This window comes from Cellulophaga sp. RHA19 (genome assembly GCF_002813425.1).
Classification (GTDB): domain Bacteria; phylum Bacteroidota; class Bacteroidia; order Flavobacteriales; family Flavobacteriaceae; genus Cellulophaga.
The window spans coordinates 2,158,079-2,177,331 of the sequence record NZ_PHUL01000001.1 but is presented as its reverse complement, the minus strand read 5'-3'; the positions used below and the strand labels follow the sequence as shown (position 1 = coordinate 2,177,331).

At 32.5% G+C, this 19,253-nt stretch carries 18 protein-coding genes; 12 read left to right on the top strand and 6 right to left on the bottom strand.

The features are described 5' to 3' along the window. Positions 1-46 precede the first annotated feature (46 nt). Positions 47-529 carry a 6,7-dimethyl-8-ribityllumazine synthase gene (gene ribH, locus AX016_RS09600; RefSeq protein ID WP_100895394.1) on the bottom strand — a complete coding sequence of 161 codons (483 nt, stop codon included), beginning with the start codon at positions 527-529 and terminating at the stop codon, positions 47-49. A 7-nt stretch (positions 530-536) separates the two neighbouring features. Next, positions 537-1,298 (bottom strand): tetratricopeptide repeat protein, encoded by a 762-nt coding sequence (locus tag AX016_RS09595; protein WP_100895393.1) that lies wholly within the window; start codon positions 1,296-1,298, stop codon positions 537-539. Between the two features lie 124 nt (positions 1,299-1,422). Between AX016_RS09595 and recF the strand changes: the two genes are divergently transcribed. From recF to AX016_RS09580, 3 genes are all read left to right on the top strand, one after another. Continuing rightward, positions 1,423-2,502: a DNA replication/repair protein RecF gene (gene recF, locus AX016_RS09590; protein WP_100895392.1), complete on the top strand. Its 1,080-nt coding sequence runs from the start codon at positions 1,423-1,425 to the stop codon at positions 2,500-2,502. Positions 2,503-2,624: 122 nt separating this feature from the next. After that, positions 2,625-3,047 (top strand): hypothetical protein, encoded by a 423-nt coding sequence (locus AX016_RS09585; protein ID WP_100895391.1) that lies wholly within the window; start codon positions 2,625-2,627, stop codon positions 3,045-3,047. Between the two features lie 2 nt (positions 3,048-3,049). Then, positions 3,050-3,346 (top strand): DUF721 domain-containing protein, encoded by a 297-nt coding sequence (locus AX016_RS09580; protein WP_100895390.1) that lies wholly within the window; start codon positions 3,050-3,052, stop codon positions 3,344-3,346. 75 nt (positions 3,347-3,421) lie between these two features. Here the strand turns inward: AX016_RS09580 and AX016_RS09575 are convergent, their stop codons facing one another. Together AX016_RS09575 and AX016_RS09570 are read right to left on the bottom strand one after the other, a co-directional pair. Next, positions 3,422-3,841, bottom strand: a complete 420-nt coding sequence (locus AX016_RS09575; RefSeq protein ID WP_100895389.1) for a nucleoside-diphosphate kinase — start codon at positions 3,839-3,841, stop codon at positions 3,422-3,424. Positions 3,842-3,954: 113 nt separating this feature from the next. After that, positions 3,955-4,989 carry an alkaline phosphatase D family protein gene (locus AX016_RS09570; RefSeq protein ID WP_100895388.1) on the bottom strand — a complete coding sequence of 345 codons (1,035 nt, stop codon included), beginning with the start codon at positions 4,987-4,989 and terminating at the stop codon, positions 3,955-3,957. A gap of 152 nt (positions 4,990-5,141) precedes the next feature. Here AX016_RS09570 and AX016_RS09565 point away from each other — a divergent pair, with 152 nt between their 5' ends. The 4 genes from AX016_RS09565 (at position 5,142) to AX016_RS09550 (ending at position 9,086) form a co-directional block, all read left to right on the top strand. Beyond that, the gene (locus AX016_RS09565; RefSeq protein ID WP_100895387.1) at positions 5,142-6,158 is read left to right on the top strand and encodes a DHH family phosphoesterase; all 1,017 of its coding nucleotides are present in this window, start codon (positions 5,142-5,144) and stop codon (positions 6,156-6,158) included. Then, entirely contained in the window at positions 6,155-6,700 is a 546-nt protein-coding gene (gldI, locus tag AX016_RS09560; protein WP_100895386.1) for a gliding motility-associated peptidyl-prolyl isomerase GldI, read from the top strand. Before AX016_RS09565 ends, gldI begins: the two co-directional genes overlap by 4 nt. 20 nt (positions 6,701-6,720) lie before the next feature. After that, complete coding sequence (locus AX016_RS09555; protein ID WP_100895385.1) at positions 6,721-7,896, top strand: peptidylprolyl isomerase; 1,176 nt, start codon at positions 6,721-6,723, stop codon at positions 7,894-7,896. Between the two features lie 125 nt (positions 7,897-8,021). Continuing rightward, a complete protein-coding gene (locus tag AX016_RS09550) occupies positions 8,022-9,086 on the top strand; it encodes a glycoside hydrolase family 5 protein (protein WP_100895384.1) in 1,065 nt (354 codons plus the stop codon). A gap of 80 nt (positions 9,087-9,166) precedes the next feature. On the opposite strand, the gene AX016_RS09545 is transcribed toward AX016_RS09550, so the two are convergent. Beyond that, positions 9,167-10,618 carry an aminoacyl-histidine dipeptidase gene (locus AX016_RS09545; RefSeq protein WP_100895383.1) on the bottom strand — a complete coding sequence of 484 codons (1,452 nt, stop codon included), beginning with the start codon at positions 10,616-10,618 and terminating at the stop codon, positions 9,167-9,169. Between the two features lie 76 nt (positions 10,619-10,694). On the opposite strand from AX016_RS09545, the gene AX016_RS09540 reads away from it, so the two are divergent. The 3 genes from AX016_RS09540 (at position 10,695) to AX016_RS09530 (ending at position 16,181) form a co-directional block, all read left to right on the top strand. Next, entirely contained in the window at positions 10,695-11,762 is a 1,068-nt protein-coding gene (locus tag AX016_RS09540; RefSeq protein ID WP_100895382.1) for a DUF3810 domain-containing protein, read from the top strand. 135 nt (positions 11,763-11,897) lie between these two features. Beyond that, entirely contained in the window at positions 11,898-14,855 is a 2,958-nt protein-coding gene (locus AX016_RS09535; protein ID WP_100895381.1) for an amidohydrolase family protein, read from the top strand. Positions 14,856-14,885: 30 nt separating this feature from the next. After that, positions 14,886-16,181, top strand: a complete 1,296-nt coding sequence (locus AX016_RS09530; RefSeq protein ID WP_100895380.1) for an amidohydrolase family protein — start codon at positions 14,886-14,888, stop codon at positions 16,179-16,181. A 75-nt stretch (positions 16,182-16,256) separates the two neighbouring features. On the opposite strand, the gene AX016_RS09525 is transcribed toward AX016_RS09530, so the two are convergent. After that, a complete protein-coding gene (locus AX016_RS09525) occupies positions 16,257-17,066 on the bottom strand; it encodes a DUF6503 family protein (RefSeq protein ID WP_100895379.1) in 810 nt (269 codons plus the stop codon). A 96-nt stretch (positions 17,067-17,162) separates the two neighbouring features. Here AX016_RS09525 and AX016_RS09520 point away from each other — a divergent pair, with 96 nt between their 5' ends. Both AX016_RS09520 and AX016_RS09515 read left to right on the top strand, forming a co-directional pair. Then, positions 17,163-17,963: a TrmH family RNA methyltransferase gene (locus AX016_RS09520; RefSeq protein WP_198519422.1), complete on the top strand. Its 801-nt coding sequence runs from the start codon at positions 17,163-17,165 to the stop codon at positions 17,961-17,963. A gap of 51 nt (positions 17,964-18,014) precedes the next feature. After that, positions 18,015-19,241 (top strand): M48 family metallopeptidase, encoded by a 1,227-nt coding sequence (locus AX016_RS09515; protein ID WP_100895377.1) that lies wholly within the window; start codon positions 18,015-18,017, stop codon positions 19,239-19,241. Positions 19,242-19,253 lie beyond the last annotated feature (12 nt).

Below are 19,253 nucleotides of genomic sequence, written 5' to 3'. Positions count from 1 at the left end.
ATTAAAAAGACTCTTAGGAGTAATTATATGATATTTAAAACAGAGCTTAGTTTCCTAAAGCTACCATTTTAATTGCTGCTATAGCTGCTTCTGTACCTTTATTACCGTGCTTACCACCACTACGGTCTATTGCTTGTTGTAAGTTATTGTCTGTAAGCACACAAAAAATAACTGGTGTATCTGTTTGTACATTTAAGTCTTTTATTCCTTGCGCTGTTGCACTACATACAAAATCAAAATGTTTGGTTTCTCCTTGTATAACACTACCAATAGCTATAACTGCATCTACTTTTTGTGTTGCAATCATTTTTTTACTACCAAAAGTAAGTTCAAAACTACCAGGAACATCCCAACGTATAATGTTTTCTTGTACTGCTCCACAATCTAATAATGCTTCTATTGCACCATTATATAATCCTTCTGTAACTTCTGTGTTCCATTCTGAAACAACAATCCCAAACCGAAAATCTTTCGCGTTTGGGATTGAAGCCTTATCGTAAACTGATAAATTTTTATTAGCCGTAGCCATATCTTTCTTATTTTGCTTTTCCTATAAATGCATCAATAGTTGTTGCTTCTATAGATGCAGAGTATTCGTTTTTAATTCTTTCAAAGAATTTTAACGCTTTATCTTTTTCTCCTAATTCTAAAGCTGCAATACCCGCTTTGTATAAATACCTTGGAGTTGTAAAATCGTTATCTCCTTGTGCAATTGCTTTTTCATAATATCCTAAAGCATCTTCAGTTTGGTTTAACTGCATAAAAGAATCTCCTATACCACCTTTTGCTAAAGCGCCTAAAGTAACATTATCTGTACTAAAGTCTTCTAAATGGTTAATTGCCTCTTTATAATTTTTTAAGTTTAAGTAAGCCATACCTGCAGAGTAACTAGCTAAGTTAGCTGTTGGTGTACCACTGTAGTCCTTAATAATATCTAAAAATCCGTATTTACCTTCAGAACCGTTTAAAGCTAAAGTTAATAATGAATCTTTGTTTGCAGATGTATTGTTTAATGCTTGGTCTAAGTATTGCTCTGGGTAATACATTTCATTATTAGCATCGTTTATTTTTGGATTTTGTACAAAATTAACATAAGCTAAGTAACCTAAAATACCAACGGCAATAACACCAATAACACCTAAAATTACTTTTTGGTTCTTTGCTACCCATTCTTCAGATTTAGACGCACTTTCATCTAAAGTATTAAAAACTTCTGCAGTTGTGCTATCTTGTTCTTGTACTTCTACTTCTTCTTCTTTAGTCTTTGGTTTGTATCCTCGCTTTTTATATGTAGCCATAGTTAATTTTGTTAATCGCGCAAAAATAAAGTTTTTATTGAAATTTAAAACCTTATTTATTCGTTATTTTTCAATAATTTGCGACTTCTCTTATATTTTCAAAATAAAACTTGCCAAAAACAGAATGCTTTTAAAGAAATTATCTCTTGTAAATTATAAAAATTTTGACTCTAAGGAATTTGATTTTGATGCTAAAATAAACTGCTTTGTTGGTAGTAATGGCGTAGGAAAAACAAATATTTTAGATGCTATTTACCACTTATCTTTTGGCAAAAGTTATTTTAACCCAATTGCCTCACAAAACATAAAACACGGTGAAGATTTTTTTGTTGTAGATGGTTTGTTTTTTAAAGGAGAAAGAGATGAAAAAATAATTTGTAGCTTAAAAAAGGGTGCAAAAAAGGTAATTAAACGAAATGGTAAAGCATATGATAAGTTTTCTGATCATATTGGTTTTTTACCTTTAGTTATTATATCGCCTGCAGATCGCGATCTTATTTTAGAAGGTAGTGACACAAGACGTAAGTTTATAGATGGTGTAATATCACAATCTAACAAAGAGTATTTAACTGCCCTTTTAAAATACAACAAGATACTTTTACAGCGTAATTCTTTACTAAAATATTTTGCTGTAAACCATACTTTTGACAAAACAACACTTAGTGTCTATAATGAACAATTGCAAGAATACGGGAGTATAATACACAAAGAACGTGTTGCTTTTTTAGATGCTTTTATTCCTATTTTTAAAGAGCAATACGCAGCTATTTCTGGAGGCAAAGAAAATGTTACCATTACTTACAATAGTAAATTACTAGAAAAAAGTTTATTGCAGTTGTTTGATGAAAGTTTAGAAAAAGACAGAGCTGTACAATACACAACTGTAGGTACACATAAAGATGATTTATCTTTTGAGATTAATGAATATCCTGTTAAAAAATTTGGTAGTCAAGGACAACAAAAATCATTTTTAATTGCTTTAAAATTAGCGCAGTTTAATTTTATAAAAGAACAAGCTAAAACAACTCCTATTTTATTATTAGATGATATTTTTGATAAGCTAGACGAGAACCGAGTAGCACAAATTGTATCTTTAGTAGATGATGATAATTTTGGACAAATTTTTATTAGTGACACACACGCAGACCGTACTGAAAATGTGGTAAAAAATATACACCAGAGTTACAAGATATTTAAACTTTAATAGCTAAGTATTACGGTTTTCGTTTTTATTATCAGAAAATAAAATAAGACCAAAACTTACTCTTATTTTATACCTAAATTTGCAAAACAAGCGTATCATCTGCCTAAAAAATAAGTCTTAAAATGAAAAAAATAATCTTTTTACTTGCTATAATACTGGTTATAGGATGTAACAGTAAAACCGCTGTAAAAAAAGAAGATTTGCACCTCCTAAACGGATATTGGGAAATTAGCCAAGTTTTTTTTGCAGACGGTAGCAGCAAAAATTATAAAGCTAGTCCTATGGTAGATTTTTTTAAGATTGATAATCTAAAAGGATTTAGAACAAAATTACAGCCAAAAATAGGAGGCACTTTTAACACAAATAAAGATATAGACAAGGTATTAATTACCCAAAAAGAAACTACTTTTACCATACTATACACAAACGACCTTACCCAGAGAGAAGAAGAATTACTAAATCTTACACAAGACTCTTTTACTGTAAAGGATACCGAACAAATTACATACGTTTACAAACGCTACCAACCTATACAAATAGACTAATAATGGCAAAACGAAAAAAAGAAAACCTACAACTAGGAGATCTTTTACAAGATTTTATTAAAGAAAACAAGTTAGACCGTGGTATAAACGTTGTAGATACGCGTACTGCATGGAAAAACCTTATGGGGCCGGGCGTAAACAACTACACTACCGCTGTAGAGTTGCGAGGCGGAACTTTGTATGTGTCTTTAAGTTCTTCTGTTTTAAGAGAAGAATTAAGTCACGGAAATTCCAAAATAATAAAAATGATAAATGAAGATTTAGGAAAAGAAGTAGTTAAAAAACTAGTACTACGCTAAACTAAATTTTATTTTAAAGCATAAAAAAACCATCAAGTAATACTTGATGGTTTTTTAGTATTTTTTGTGTGAGATCTAGAAAATTTCTCTTCCAGAAAAATGGAAAGCTCCTTCAATAGCAGCATTCTCATCACTATCAGATCCGTGTACTGCATTTTCTCCTATAGAAGTTGCATATAATTTACGAATAGTACCTTCTGCAGCTTCAGCTGGGTTAGTAGCACCAATAAGAGCTCTAAAATCTTCAACAGCGTTATCTTTTTCTAAGATAGCAGCAACAATAGGACCTCTAGTCATAAATTCTACTAACTCTCCAAAAAACGGACGCTCGTTATGTACAGCGTAAAATGCTTCTGCATCTCTTGTGCTTAACTGCGTATATTTCATAGCTACAATTTTAAAACCTGCAGATGTAATTTTTTCTAAAATACCACCAATGTGACCATTTTCTACACCGTCTGGCTTAATCATTGTAAAAGTTCTGTTTGTAATCATCGTCTTTTTAATTTTTTGCAAAAATAATGCTTTTAATATAACACGCAACAAATTAACTTAAAAGCTTGTAAAGCAACCGTTAATAGATTGTTAGGTTTATGATTACAAGCTACTTAATACGTTTGTTTTAATTCTCCTAACACTTGCCCATTATCTCCCATCATCTTAAAGTCTACAGTTTTAGTTTTAAAATCAAAATTTAAAAGTCCAAAGCTTTTTACAAAAACTACCTCTCCTACTCTATATGGGTTTTCTTCTCCATTAAAGCCTGTGTAAGTATGAGTTAAACCACTACTTGTAAAATCTACCAAAGGATAATTTAGATCTTTTACCGTATCTACAGAAAACTCAGATATATGTCTGTCGCCAGATAAAATAATTGTTCCTTTAGCCTTGCTTTCTACTAATAATTTTTTCAACCTATCTACTTCATGCGGAAAATTCCCCCAGCCTTCAAAACCGTGTTTATTAGACAAGTACTGTACACTACTAATTAGCACGTTAAAATCTGCATCAGAATTTACAAGCTCGTTTGTTAGCCATTTCCACTGTTCTTCACCTAAAATAGTTCCCTCTCCGTAAACATTAGGTTGTACACGTCTTTTTTTACTTGTAGATGGTGTTAAAGCCGTTCTAAAATAGCGTGTATCTAAAACCAAAACTTTTATTTTCCCCTCTGGCAAGTTGTAATTATGAACAGCGTAAACACCTTCTCTTGTTCTACGAGGACTATCTTTAGCCACATCCATAAAGTCCAAAAACTCTTGTTCACTTTCCTTCTTTGCCTTAAACTCTGCGCCACCATCATTTAAACCATAATCATGATCATCCCAAGTACCAATTACAGGAACCTTTTCTTTTAATTGTTTATATCCCGGAACATTATCTTGAGCAGCATAAATAGCTCTTATTTTTTCTATATTATCTGTATCTGCATAGATAATGTCTCCTCCCCAAATCCATAGATTAGGGTTTGTAGAAAGTATATCATCCCACAAAGGGTTTACCTCATCATGCTTATTACAAGATCCAAAAGCAATTGTAAAATCTGTTTTAGTATTTAATGCTACTGCTGGTTCTATAGTTTTTACTGTTTTACAAGATGCAAAAGCAACTAACAAACCAAGAACAAAAATAGTTTTCTTCAAAATATTGAATTTATAATTTAAGTAACAATTTTAAGACTATTTTTTTACATACTAAAGCAATATATAAGGTATTAACTTAAACATAAGATTGCAAGTTTATAAATACTGTTCTGTATTTTGAGCATTTACTAAAAACACTATCTTTGGTGCTTATGAATATAGAAGATAGTAAAGTGGTGCAGTCGTTACTTAGCTCACCACAAAAAATAGTTATAATACCACATAAAAATCCAGATGGTGATGCAATTGGCTCTACTTTAGGCTTAATGCACTACCTAAAAAACAGAGGTCAAGATGCTGTAGTTATTGCTCCTAACGATTTTCCTAAGTTTTTAAAATGGATGCCAGGACAAGAAGAAATTATCATTTTTGAGAATGATAAAGATCTTGCCCAAAAACATATTACGGAGGCTGGTTTAATCTTTACATTAGATTTTAATCATTTATCTCGTGTAGGCTTTATGCAAGAAAGCTTAGAAGCTGCAGAAGGTACATTTATAATGATTGACCACCACCAAGCACCATCAGACTATGCAAAAGTTACCTATTCTGATGTGCATATGAGCTCTACTTGCGAAATGGTTTACAATTTTATTGAAGCTATAGAAGATACTTCTAAAATTACTGCAGATATTGCCAATTGCTTGTATACAGGCATAATGACAGATACTGGCTCTTTTAAGTACTCATCTACAACAAGTAGAACACACCGTGTTGTTGCAGATCTAATAGATAAGGGTGCAGAGAATATGGCCATACATAATAAGGTATTTGACACCAACTCTCCTAGTAGACTACATATTTTAGGTTGTGCCTTAAAAAATATGGTTATTCTAGAAGATTACAATACCGCATACATTACTCTTAGCCAAGAAGAATTAGATGAAAATGGCTTTAAAAAGGGAGATACAGAGGGGATTGTTAATTACGGACTCACGTTAGACAATATTATTTTTGCCGTTATTTTTATTGAAAATAAAGACGAAGGAATTATAAAAATATCGTTTAGATCTCAAGGAAATTTTTCTGTGAACGAATTTGCAAGAGCTAATTTTGAAGGTGGAGGGCACGATAATGCAGCTGGCGGAAAAAGTGATATATCTCTACAGGAAACAACAGACAAGTTTGTTGGGTTGTTAGACAAATATAAAGATCAATTAAAAGGATGAAAAAAATTATATACTTAGTTTTAGTTTTATGCTTTATTAGTTGTGACGGTCCAGAACCACGTAGACCAATAAAAGTTAAAACAGGTAGTTACATTAAACAATCTATAGAACGTAATAAATTATTACTAGCTAAAGAAGAATCTGCTATACAGGCTATTATTAAAAAAGACTCTACAAATACCTATGTAAGTGGTACAAATGGTTCTTGGTATTATTACAATACTAAAAATGAGCAAGAAAAACAGACCATACAACCAGATGATTTGGTTACAATGCGCTATAGCTTATTAAATTTAAATAACGATACTATTTACGGCTTTAATGATATTGGAACTATACAATATAAGGTGGACAAGCAAGAACTTTTTTTAGGCTTACGCACAAGCGTTAAACTTTTAAAAGAAAACGAAACTGCTACCTTCTTTTTTCCGTCTTCGTTAGGTTATGGTTACCACGGAGATGACCATAAAATTGGCACTAATGTTCCTTTAAAAGCAGTTGTATCAATATTAAAAGTAGAAAAGGATAGTATTCTAAATTAACAACAAACAAAAAAAGTAAAATGAGAAAAAGTTTTTTAATATTATTAATGGCCGCTACTGCAATAGTAGGTTGTAAATCTGGACAATATGCAGATTTAGAAGATGGCTTATATGCTGACATAAAAACCAATAAAGGTGATATGTTAGTTAAATTAGAATACCAATTAGCACCAGTTACTGTTGCTAACTTTGTTTCATTGGCAGAAGGAAAAAGTCCGTTTGTTAGTGAAGAATATAAAGGAAAAAAATATTATGATGGTATTATTTTTCATAGAGTAATGAAAGATTTTATGATTCAAGGTGGTGACCCAACTGGTAGTGGTATGGGCAACCCTGGTTATAAATTTAAAGATGAGTTTAGTGATTCTCTTCGTCATACTAAAAAAGGTATTTTATCTATGGCCAATTCTGGTCCAAAAACAAACGGTAGCCAGTTTTTTATTACTCACGCCCCTACTCCTTTTCTTGATGGTTTAGATGAATTTGGAAATTTAAAAAATTGCGATAACCCAAGAGTTGGTTGTCATTCTGTTTTTGGCGAAGTTATTAGAGGCATAGAGGTTGTAGATTCTATTGCAAATGTAAAAGTAGCAGCAAAAAACAGACCTATAGAAGATGTTGTAATTTCTACTATAGAAATAGTAAAAAAAGGTAAAGAAGCTAAAAAGTTCGACGCTATTAAAGTGATGACAGCTTATTTTGATGAGGAAAAAGAAGAAGAGAAAAAACAACTTGCCCTAGCGGAAGAAGCTAAAAAAACTGAAGCTGCTTTTGCTGCGGAAACTGCAGAACAAATTAAAAAAGCAGAAACATTACCTTCTGGATTAAAAGTACTAGTACTTAATGAAGGAACTGGGAAAAAACCAAGAATAGGACAAAAAGCTTTAGTTAATTATGCTGGCTGGTTAAGTAACGGTACTTTGTTTGATACTACAATGGAGGACGTAGCTAAAAAGTTTGGCCAATATGATATTATTTATAAAATGCACGGTAACGACTTAAGTCCTTATCCAATGGAGTACAGTCCAGAATCTAGGCTAACTGCTGGTTTTAAAGAAGGCTTATTACGTATGAAGGTTGGAGACAAGGTTCGTTTGTTTATTCCTCCACATTTAGGGTACGGTGAACAAGGTGGCGGACCAATACCTCCAAATGCAGATTTAATTTTTGATGTAGAAATTACTGGCATTCAATAAAGTAGAATTCTCTTAACAAAATTTACCATTAAATTAAAGGATCGCGTTTGGCGGTCCTTTTTATTTGTAGTACATTTACTACAAATTAATTCTCCCCATATAACCTTTAATTTAATAACTTTACTATGAAAACAATTGCATTAAAAACAGTATTATTAGCATTTATACTATCTTTTTTGTCCTGTGACAACTCGTCCAGCGACTTATCAGATATAATTAATGGTAACGATACACAAGAAGAGACTACAGACGAAGAAGAAACAAGTAGCGCAAGAGCAAAAACAGTTGTAGATGCTTACGGACAATTAAGCGTTAAAGGCAGTAAAATTGTAAACAAAAACGACAAACCTATTCAATTACGTGGAATGTCTTTATTTTGGAGCCAATGGATGCCTCAATACTACACAAAAGGTACTGTTTCTTGGTTAAAAAATGACTGGAACGCTACTATTGTTAGAGCAGCTATGGCTGTAGAAGATAACGATGGTTATCTTAGTAACCCTGAAAGAGAAAAAGCTAAAGTATTTACAGTAATTGACGCTGCTATAGAACAAGGTATTTATGTAATTGTAGATTGGCATAGTCACCACGCAGAAGATCACTTAAACGAGGCTAAAAAATTCTTTGCAGAAGTTGCTCAAAAATATGGTAACGCGCCAAACATTATTTACGAAATTTATAACGAACCTTTAGATGGTGTTTCTTGGAATAACACACTTAAACCATACCACGAAGCTGTTATTAAAGAGATTAGAAAATATGATCCAGATAACATTGTAATATGTGGAACAAGAGTATGGTCTCAACGTGTAGATGAAGTAATTGGTAACGAAATTAATGATGATAACGTTGCCTATACATTACACTATTATGCTGCAAGTCACAAACAATATCTTAGAGATGTTGCTAAGCAAGCTATAGATAATGACTTGGCTATTTTTGTTACAGAATACGGAACAACACAATATACTGGAGATGGTTATGTAGACTCTGCAGAAAGTAAAACATGGTGGAAATTTTTAGATGATAACAAAATATCATGGTGTAACTGGTCTATTGCAGATAAAAACGAGAAATCTGCTGCATTAACTCCTGGAGCTAGTGGAAATGGTAATTGGAGTTTAGACCAAGTAACTGAATCTGGAAAATTAGTACGAACAGAATTAATAGAAAAAAATCCTAAGTTCTAATTAGGGTAAAAAATGAAGTTTACTATAAAGCCCCATTTGGAAATTTCCAAATGGGGCTTTTATATTATAGTTATATATTCTTATTCTGGACTATTTTTTAAAACCTCTAAAGTAAATTTCCAAAACTTTTGTACAGATGAAATACTTACACGTTCATCTGGTGAGTGCGCTCCTTTTATAGTTGGTCCAAAACTAATCATATCCATATCTGGGTAGTTTTGTCCTAAAATACCACATTCTAAACCTGCGTGGCAAGCCACAACTTTAGCTTTAGCTCCAAAAACAGTTTCATACTGTGCGCTTAATACTTTTAAAATAGCAGAATCTGGATTAGGATTCCATCCTGGGTATTCACCACTAAACTCTACTGTAAAATCTGCTAATTCAAAAACAGACTTTAAGGCATTGGCTAAATCCATTTTGCCTGAGTTAACAGAAGATCTAGTTAAACAACCTATTTTAACAGCACCATCTTTAACAATAACTCTTGCTATATTATTAGACGTTTCTACTAAATCTACAATACTAGCACTCATAGCATACACTCCATTATGCGCTGCATATAAACCACGTAGCATTTTATGCTGTGCATCCTTCTCCATTACATTTTCTGGCAATGCTACCTCAGATAATGTAATAGTTAAGTTAGGCTCAGTAACTTTTAATTCACCTTTTATTGTAGTAACCCACTCTTCAAAATTAGTCAAAAATGTATCTGTTACTTTTATAGCTACAATAGCATTACTTTCTCTTGGTATAGCGTTACGTAAACTACCACCATCAATCTCAGAAATAGCCAAATCCGTGGCTAAACTTGTGTTGTAAAGTAACCTATTCATTATTTTATTAGCGTTACCTAAGCCACGGTGAATATCCATACCACTATGACCGCCACTTAAACCTTTAACCGTTACTTTGTAACCTGTAAAATTAGCTTGTACTGGTTCTAACTCATAAATTCTTCTAGCAGTAACATCTACTCCTCCTGCACAACCTATATCAATTTCATCATCCTCTTCAGTATCTAAATTTAAAAGAATATCGCCTTGTAAAACACCTCCTTTTAAACCCATTGCACCTGTCATACCAGTTTCTTCATCAATAGTAAACAAAGCCTCTAAAGCAGGGTGTGGTATATTTGTACTTTCTAACAAAGCCATAATTGCAGCAACACCCATACCATTATCTGCACCTAAAGTAGTTCCTTGAGCTCTAACCCAGTCACCATCTACATACATTTGTATTCCTTGAGTATCAAAATCAAAAACAGTATCGTTATTTTTTTGGTGTACCATATCTAAATGAGACTGCAACGTAACCATTTTTTTGTTTTCTAAACCTGGAGTAGCTGGCTTTCTTATAATAACATTACCAACCTCATCTTTTAAAGTTTCCAATTGTAAAGAAGCTCCAAAGTCTAGCATAAACTGTATTACACGCTCTTCTTTTTTAGAAGGTCTTGGTACTGCATTTAAATCTGCAAATTTGTTCCAAACTGCTTTTGGTTCTAACTCTCTTATATCTTTACTCATTTCGTTTTATTTTCTAAGCTTCAAAATTACATAATAGAAAACGATTTTATGCCCTGTATTGCTTATTTTTGATATAATGAAGTCTAAACTAAAAAATGGTATTGTTCTATTTTTACCGCTACAAATAGTATTGGTAAAATGGTTAGCTAACTACCCTACTTTTATTGAAGAATATTATAGCAATGGTATTTATCAATATACTTCTAAGTTTTTTAGATATTTACTGGGGTGGATTCCTTTTTCTGTTGGCGACATTTTATACGCTATTCTTATTGTACTTACCATTAATTACCTTATCACAAAACGAAAATATATAAAGCAAAAACCTCTCATTTTTTTAAGAAATGTAGGGGTAGTATTGTCTATAGCCTATTTTACATTTCATTTTTGTTGGGGATTAAATTACTACAGAGAACCTTTATATAAAACGTTACAAATTAAAGAGAGCCATTCTTTACCAGAACTAGAGTCTTTTGTTTATAGGTTGATAGAAAAAACAAATACGATACATAAGACTATTACAAAAGATAGCACTAAAGCTGTTGTTATGCCTTATAGTAAAGACGAAATTTACAATTTAACCACAATAAGATACAAAGAGTTACAAAAAACATACCCATTATTTAATTACCAAACTTCTAGTTTAAAAACGTCATTATTTAGCACCGGGTTAAGCTATGCTGGTTATGGCGGATATTTAAATCCGTTTACTAATGAAGCTCAAGTAAATGGCAAAATACCTCTGTATAGGTTTCCTGTAGTTGCCGGCCATGAAGCTGGTCACCAAATTGGATATTCTGCAGAAAATGAAACCAATTTTATTGGGTATTTGGTAACTGTTAACAACAACGATACGTACTTTAAATATGCTGCATACTCTTATGCACTTAGTTATTGTTTAAGTGATATTAGGCGAAATAATCCCGAGTTATTTGATGAATTATATGCTAATTTAAATGTTGGAGTTAAAAAAAATTACCAAGAGCTAAGTACTTTTTGGGATAATTATGAAAACCCAATGGAGCCAGTTTTAAAATCTGTGTACAGTACTTTTTTAAAAGCAAATAACCAAAAAGACGGAATGAAAAGCTATAGTAGAGTAGTAACTTTACTCGTGGCTTATCATCAAAAATATCCCTTATAATTAGAAATCCTCTGTTATAGTGGTGCATTTACACATTTACTATCAGTAATTTTAACATTTTATTACGATTTTCAAATACCTGTTTACATATCTTTAGACAGACTAATTTACTAATCAACTCAAAAAGAAACCGATATGAGAATACGACTCCTATCGCTTGCCTTATTTTTGGCAAGTGCTACTGTGTTTGCACAGGATTATTTCCCTACAAACACTGGTGTAAAATCTAAAAACAACAATTACACCGCCTTTACAAATGCAAAAATATTTGTTACTCCTACACAAATTGTAGAAAACGGTACACTACTTATTAAAAACGGAAAAGTTATACAAGTAGGCAAAAGTGTAACTGTTCCTAAAAATTCTGTTACTGTAGATTTAAAAGGAAAATCTATTTACCCTTCTTTTATTGATATTTACTCGGATTTTGGTATTGCTAAACCAAAAGCCTCTGGTGGAAGATCTACACAATATGAAGCTACAAGACACGGTTATTATTGGAATGACCACGTTATGCCAGAAAACAATGCGCTATCTGTTTTTAAGTTTGATGCTAAAAAAGCAGCTGAATACCAAAAAGCAGGCTTTGGTGTTGTAAACTCGCATATACAAGATGGTATTGCTCGTGGTACTGGTATACTTGTTACGTTAAATGATGACGGTACTAATAGTGACCGTATTTTAGATGACAGATCTGCTCAGTACTTTTCTTTAACAAGAAGTGCTGTAAAAAATCAATCTTACCCATCTTCGTTAATGGGATCTTTGGCCTTATTAAGACAAATGTATTCTGATGCTGCTTGGTATGCAAACGGCAATAGTGACACAAAAGATTTGTCTTTAGAAGCTCTTAATAAGAACAAAGGTTTGGTACAAATTTTTGAAGCTGGAGACAAAGGGCACGCGCTAAGAGCTGATAAAATAGGAGACGCTAATAACATACAATATGTAATATTAGCTGGTGGTAATGAGTACGAAAGCATTGCTGACATTAAAGCAACAAATGCCACTTACATTCTACCTATAAATTTCCCTGTAGCTTACGATGTTTCTAACCCATACCAAGCAGACAATGTTTCTTTGGCTGATATGAGAGGTTGGAACCAAGCACCATCTAACCCTAAAGTATTAGCAGATAATGGTGTACCATTTACCTTTACAACTCACGATCTTAAGTCGCCAGCGGCTTTTAAAGATAAATTATTAAGAGCTATAGCTTATGGTTTACCAAAAACTAAAGCTCTAGAAGCTTTAACAACGGTACCTGCACAAATACTTGGAAAATCTAATCAAATAGGTTCTTTACAAAAAGGTAGCTATGCTAACTTTTTAATTACTTCGGGTGATATTTTTGATAAAAGTACTGCTCTTCATGAAAACTGGATTCAAGGTCAAAAAAATGTAATTACAAACAAAGATGTTAAAGATATTAGTGGCAAGTATAACCTTGCTATAAATGGTATTACATATAAGTTAGAAATTAAAGGTGCTGCTGATAAACCTTCTGCAACCTTAAAACAAGATTCTACAACTATAAAATCTAAATTTTCTTATAAAGAAGACTGGATAGATCTTGCTTTTACTACTAATGAAGGAGAAAAAAGATATAGAATGACAGGTGTTGTGTCGCCTGCATCTGATAATATTAGTGGTAAGCTTGTATTACCAAATGGATCAGAATCTACTTTTATTGCTACAAAAACAGGTGATGTAGACAAAAAAGATAAGACTAAAAAGGATAATGATACTCCAGAGTTATTACCTATAACTTACCCTAATGTTGGTTATGGTTACGCAACTAAACCTAAACAAGAAAACATTTTATTTAAAAATGCTACGGTTTGGACAAGTGAAGATGCTGGTATTTTAAAAAACACAGACGTACTTGTTAAAAAAGGTAAAATTGTAAAAATTGGTTCTAATTTAAGTGCGGGTGGTGCTACAGTTGTAGATGCTACAGGCAAACACTTAACTGCTGGTATTATAGATGAGCATTCACATATTGCTGGTTTAAGTATTAATGAAGGCGGGCAAAATTCTTCTGCAGAGGTTAAAATGGAAGATGTAGTAGATAATGAAGACGTAGATATTTACCGTAACCTTGCTGGTGGCGTAACATCTATTCAATTATTACACGGTTCTGCAAACCCAATTGGAGGACGTTCTGCCTTATTAAAATTAAAATGGGGAGAAAGTGCAAATGAAATGATTTATGACAACTCTCCTAAGTACATAAAGTTTGCGCTTGGTGAAAATGTAAAGCAAAGTAACTGGGGTAGCCGTTCTCGTTTTCCACAAACTAGAATGGGTGTTGAGCAGATGTTTATAGATTATTTTCAGCGTGGTAAGGAATACGATGAAAAAAAGAAAAGCGGACAACCATATCGTTATGATGAGGAAATGGAAGTTATTGCCGAAATTATAAATGGAGAACGTTTTATTAGTTGTCACTCTTACGTACAATCAGAAATTAATATGTTAATGAAGGTTGCAGAAAAGTTTAACTTTAGAGTAAATACTTTTACGCATATTTTAGAAGGATATAAAGTTGCTGACAAAATGAAAGAACACGGAGCTGGTGCATCTACATTTAGTGACTGGTGGGCTTATAAGTACGAAGTTAACGATGCTATACCATATAACGCTGCTATAATGCAAAGTCAAGGTATTACCGTTGCTATTAATAGTGATGACGCAGAAATGTCTAGAAGATTAAATCAAGAAGCTGCTAAAACTGTAAAGTACGGAGATATGACCGAGTTAGAAGCTTGGAAAATGGTTACAATTAATCCTGCCAAATTATTACACTTAGACAACCGCGTAGGTAGTATTAAAGAAGGTAAAGATGCAGATTTAGTACTTTGGAACAACCACCCATTATCTGTTTATGCAAAAGCAGAAAAAACATTAATAGAAGGTGTTGTTTATTTTGATTTAGAAAAAGACAAACAACAAAGAGCGGCTATTAAAAACGAAAGAAACAAGCTTATTGCAATGATGCTTGAAGAAAAAGAAGGTGGAAAACCAACGCAAAAGCCTATTAAGAAACAAAAACCTAAGTTCCATTGTGACACTATGGATACGGAGTGGTAAATCTAATAGACAACATATAAAATAATAAAAATGAAAAAAATTATATATATACTGCTAGTATTTTGCTTTACAGCAAATGGGTTTGCGCAACAAACACCTGCTAGTCCACAAAAAGAAGCTATTACCATAGAAGGTGCAGTTGCACATTTAGGAGATGGTACTGTTATAGAAAACTCTCTTATTATGTTTGAAGGTGGTAAAATTACCTTTGTAGGAGATGCTAAAATGAAAATTGCTCGTAAAGGGCAAGTTATAGATGCTAAAGGCAAGCACGTATACCCTGGGTTTATTGCTGCTTGTACCGTTTTAGGATTAGTAGAAGTAGATGCCGTTAGAGCTAGTGATGACCAAGCAGAAATTGGCGGAATGATACCACACGTAAGAAGTTTAATTGCTTACAATTCTGAATCTAAAGTAATTGAAAGTATGCGTCCTAATGGTGTGCTTATGGCACAAATAGCACCTAGAGGTGGTGTTATACCAGGTACATCTTCTGTTGTACAATTAGATGCTTGGAACTGGGAAGACGCTGCTGTAAAAACAGATGAAGGTATACATTTACATTGGCCAAGTTCTTACAGAAGAGGTCGTTGGTGGATGGGTGAGCCAAGAGGTTTACAGCCTAACAAAACTTATAAAAAAGATATTAATTCAATTGTAGATTTTATAGTTAACGCAAAGGCATACAATGAAACTACTGCAAAACCATTTCATCAAGAATTTGCTGCTATGGAAGGCCTTTTTTCTGGTGAGCAAAAAATGTATGTGTATGCAGATGGCGAAAAAGAAATTATTGATGCTATTACTACCCTAAAAGAAAACAAGATTAAAAATGTTGTTTTAGTTGGTGGCTATAATGCTTACAAAATAACAGACTTTTTAAAAGAGAATAATATTCCTGTTTTAGTTAGAGCTATGCACAATTTACCTAGTAACAATGATGATGATTATGACTTACCATACAAAATGGCAAAGCTATTAACAGATAAAGGCTTACTTGTAGGTATACAAAATAATGGCGAAGCTAATTTCCAGAACAGAAACTTGCCATTTTATGCAGGTCATGCAGTTGCTTACGGTATGGATAAAGAAGCAGCCTTACAATTAATTACGAGTAATACTGCAAAGATTTTAGGTATTGATAAAACTCACGGTACATTAGCTGTTGGCAAAAGTGCTACCTTGTTTATATCTGAAGGTGACGCTTTAGAAATGCGTACAAATAAGTTACAAAAAGCCTTTATAGATGGTAGAGACGTGTCTTTAGAAACACACCAAACCGAATTGTACAAAAGGTATATGGGTAAATACAACAGAGGAGAATAGCTGTTTATAGTACTAAACTTAAAAGCCTCCAAAACTTATTGTTTTGGAGGCTTTTTATTTTGTTGCTAGAGTATATTACTCTTGCACTTTACCTTCAACAAAAACTGCGGCTTCAGGTTTTGCAAAAAATGACGCAGGTTTAGCTTCTTTACTTACCGTTACATTTTCAAAAGGAACTGTATTTCTTACCTCCTTTATAACTCCTTCATCTGCTTTATGCCAGCTAATAGATTTTGGTAACACTAAACCATTTACTGTTTGCCAATCGTTATAATGTATCCAACTATAATTATTAGAAACTTCTCCGCTTCTGTAACTAACACTATATCCCAACCAAGCCATTTGCTTAGTATCTGGGTCAAAATGTATAAAATACAAATCTTTATATGATGCCCCTACACCAGGATTGTAACTAATTTTAACTCCTGGGTAGCTTTTACCTTCATATACTACAGGTTCTGTTTCTCCATAAATAATTCCGTCATCTGCCAAAACAAATGGCATTGCGTAAAAATAAAACATAAGGTTATGGTAAAATACTGCATCGCCTTTAAAATCCTTATTTTCATCTAACAACCACGTTTTTTCATCAGAAAAACCTATAGTGTGGTTTGGAGTAACTACCTTGTCTTCTCTGGTGTGTAAATTAATTGTATGTGTTTCTCTAGCATCTGGCTTTGGAATATCAAAAGTTAAACTTTTCATACTTTTCCAAGTATCCAAACCTCCGTGAGCTTTAAAAACTTCTTGTAACTCTTGTGGGTATGCTGTTACCTCTACCTCTAAAGTTTTTTCTTGTTTTGCTTCTTCTTTTGGAGCTTGTTTTTTCTCTTGTTTACAAGAAACAATAAAAATAGAAAATAAGGCCAATGCTAAATACTTCATTCTTTAAAATTTAAATTATTAGTTATCTATAATTATAAGTTACAAATAGTCGTAATGCTAATATATAATTTACAATATTACATTACTTTTGTTGCAATGAATACATTTAAACAAATTACCAGCCTCCAGAACCCGTTAATTAAGAAAACTTTAGTACTTAAAGATAAGTCTAGAGAACGCAAAAAAACTAACATATTTGTTTTAGAAGGCGCTAGAGAGCTTCAACTCGCTTTAAAAGGTGGTTATATTATAGAAACTTTGTTTTTTTGTAAAGATTTAATTTCTAATGAAGCGCTAAATTCACTTATAAAAAACAGCTCTGCAGAGGTAATAGAAGTAAGTTTAGATGTATATCAAAAAATAGCATACAGATCTACTACAGAAGGCGTTGTTGCACTTGTAAATAGTAAAGAACACAACTTAAACAGTTTACAACTTAGCACTAAAAAACCTTTAATTTTAATAGCAGAAGCGCCAGAAAAACCAGGTAATATTGGTGCATTGTTACGTACGGCAGATGCAGCAAATTTAGATGCTGTTATTATTGCTAACCCTAAAACAGACCTTTATAACCCAAACATTATACGCTCTAGTGTTGGTTGTGTTTTTACTACTAAAATTGCAACTGGCACAACAACAGAAATTATAACTTATTTAAAAGAAAATAATATTGCTACCTATTGTGCTGCGTTAACTGCTTCAAAAACATATACTACTATAGATTACACTAGTGGCTCTGCTATTGTAGTTGGTACAGAAGCAACTGGCTTATCTAACCAATGGCTAGACAATTCTACCCAGAATATTATAATTCCTATGGAAGGACAAATAGATTCTATGAACGTTTCTGTTGCTGCTGCTATAGTTATTTTTGAAGCAAAGCGACAAAGAGGCTAGTATTTACTATTTTTACAAAACGAAACCAAACCACCACCTATAACTATATTTATGAGTATTCTTTTTTACGTAATACTTGGTATTATTATACTTCAATTTTTAATAGATGCCATTGTAGATTATTTAAATGCTAAAAAATTTAAAGAAGCTATACCTCAAGAATTAGATGGTATCTTTAATAAAGAAGAGTACATAAAATCTCAACGATACAAAACGGCTAATTACAGGTTCGGTATTTTTTCTGGTAGTTTTTCTGTATTATTAACACTTTCCTTTTTGCTTTTTGGAGGATTTGCTTGGGTAGATAATCTTGCGCGTAGCATAACAGACAACCCTATTTTAATTGCCACTATATTTTTTGGGATAATAATGATAGGCAACAGTATACTAAATGTTCCTTTATCTTACTATAGCACTTTTGTTATTGAAGAAAAATTTGGCTTTAATAAAACCACTAAAAAACTGTTTTTTATAGATTTAATTAAAAGTTGGTTTTTAACTGCCATTATTGGCGGTGCACTTTTGGCATTAGTAATATGGTTTTATAATTGGGCTGGCACTAATTTTTGGGTGTATGCTTGGGCAGTAATTGCTACTATTTCTATTTTTATGAATATGTTTTATAGCAAGCTAATTGTACCGCTTTTTAACAAGCAAACACCTTTAGAAAATGGAACCCTTAAAACAAAGATTGAAGCGTATGCTAAAAAAGTTGGCTTTGAACTACAGAATATTTTTATAATAGATGGCTCTAAGAGATCTACAAAAGCAAATGCATACTTTTCTGGTTTTGGTAAACAAAAAAGAATTACGTTGTATGATACACTTGTTAAAGATTTAGATGAAGAAGAGATTATTGCCGTTTTAGCGCATGAGGTTGGTCATTACAAACGCAAGCATATTCTATTTAATTTAACGGCTTCAATTTTGCTTACTGGTTTAACATTGTACATTTTATCAATCTTTATAAATACCCCAAGTATTTCTTTGGCAATTGGTGTTACTGTACCTAGTTTTCATGCGGCTTTAATAGGATTTGGAATATTATACAGTCCAATATCAGAAATTACAAGCCTAATAATGAATTACTTATCTAGAAAATTTGAATACCAAGCAGATGATTACGCAAAAAAAACATATGCTTCTTCCCCGTTAATTACCTCCTTAAAAAAACTATCTAAAACTAGTTTAAGCAATCTTACGCCACACCCTGCGTATGTTTTTATGAACTACTCCCACCCTACGCTAATTGACCGAATTAACAATTTAAAAAAATAATTTTTGTTGATT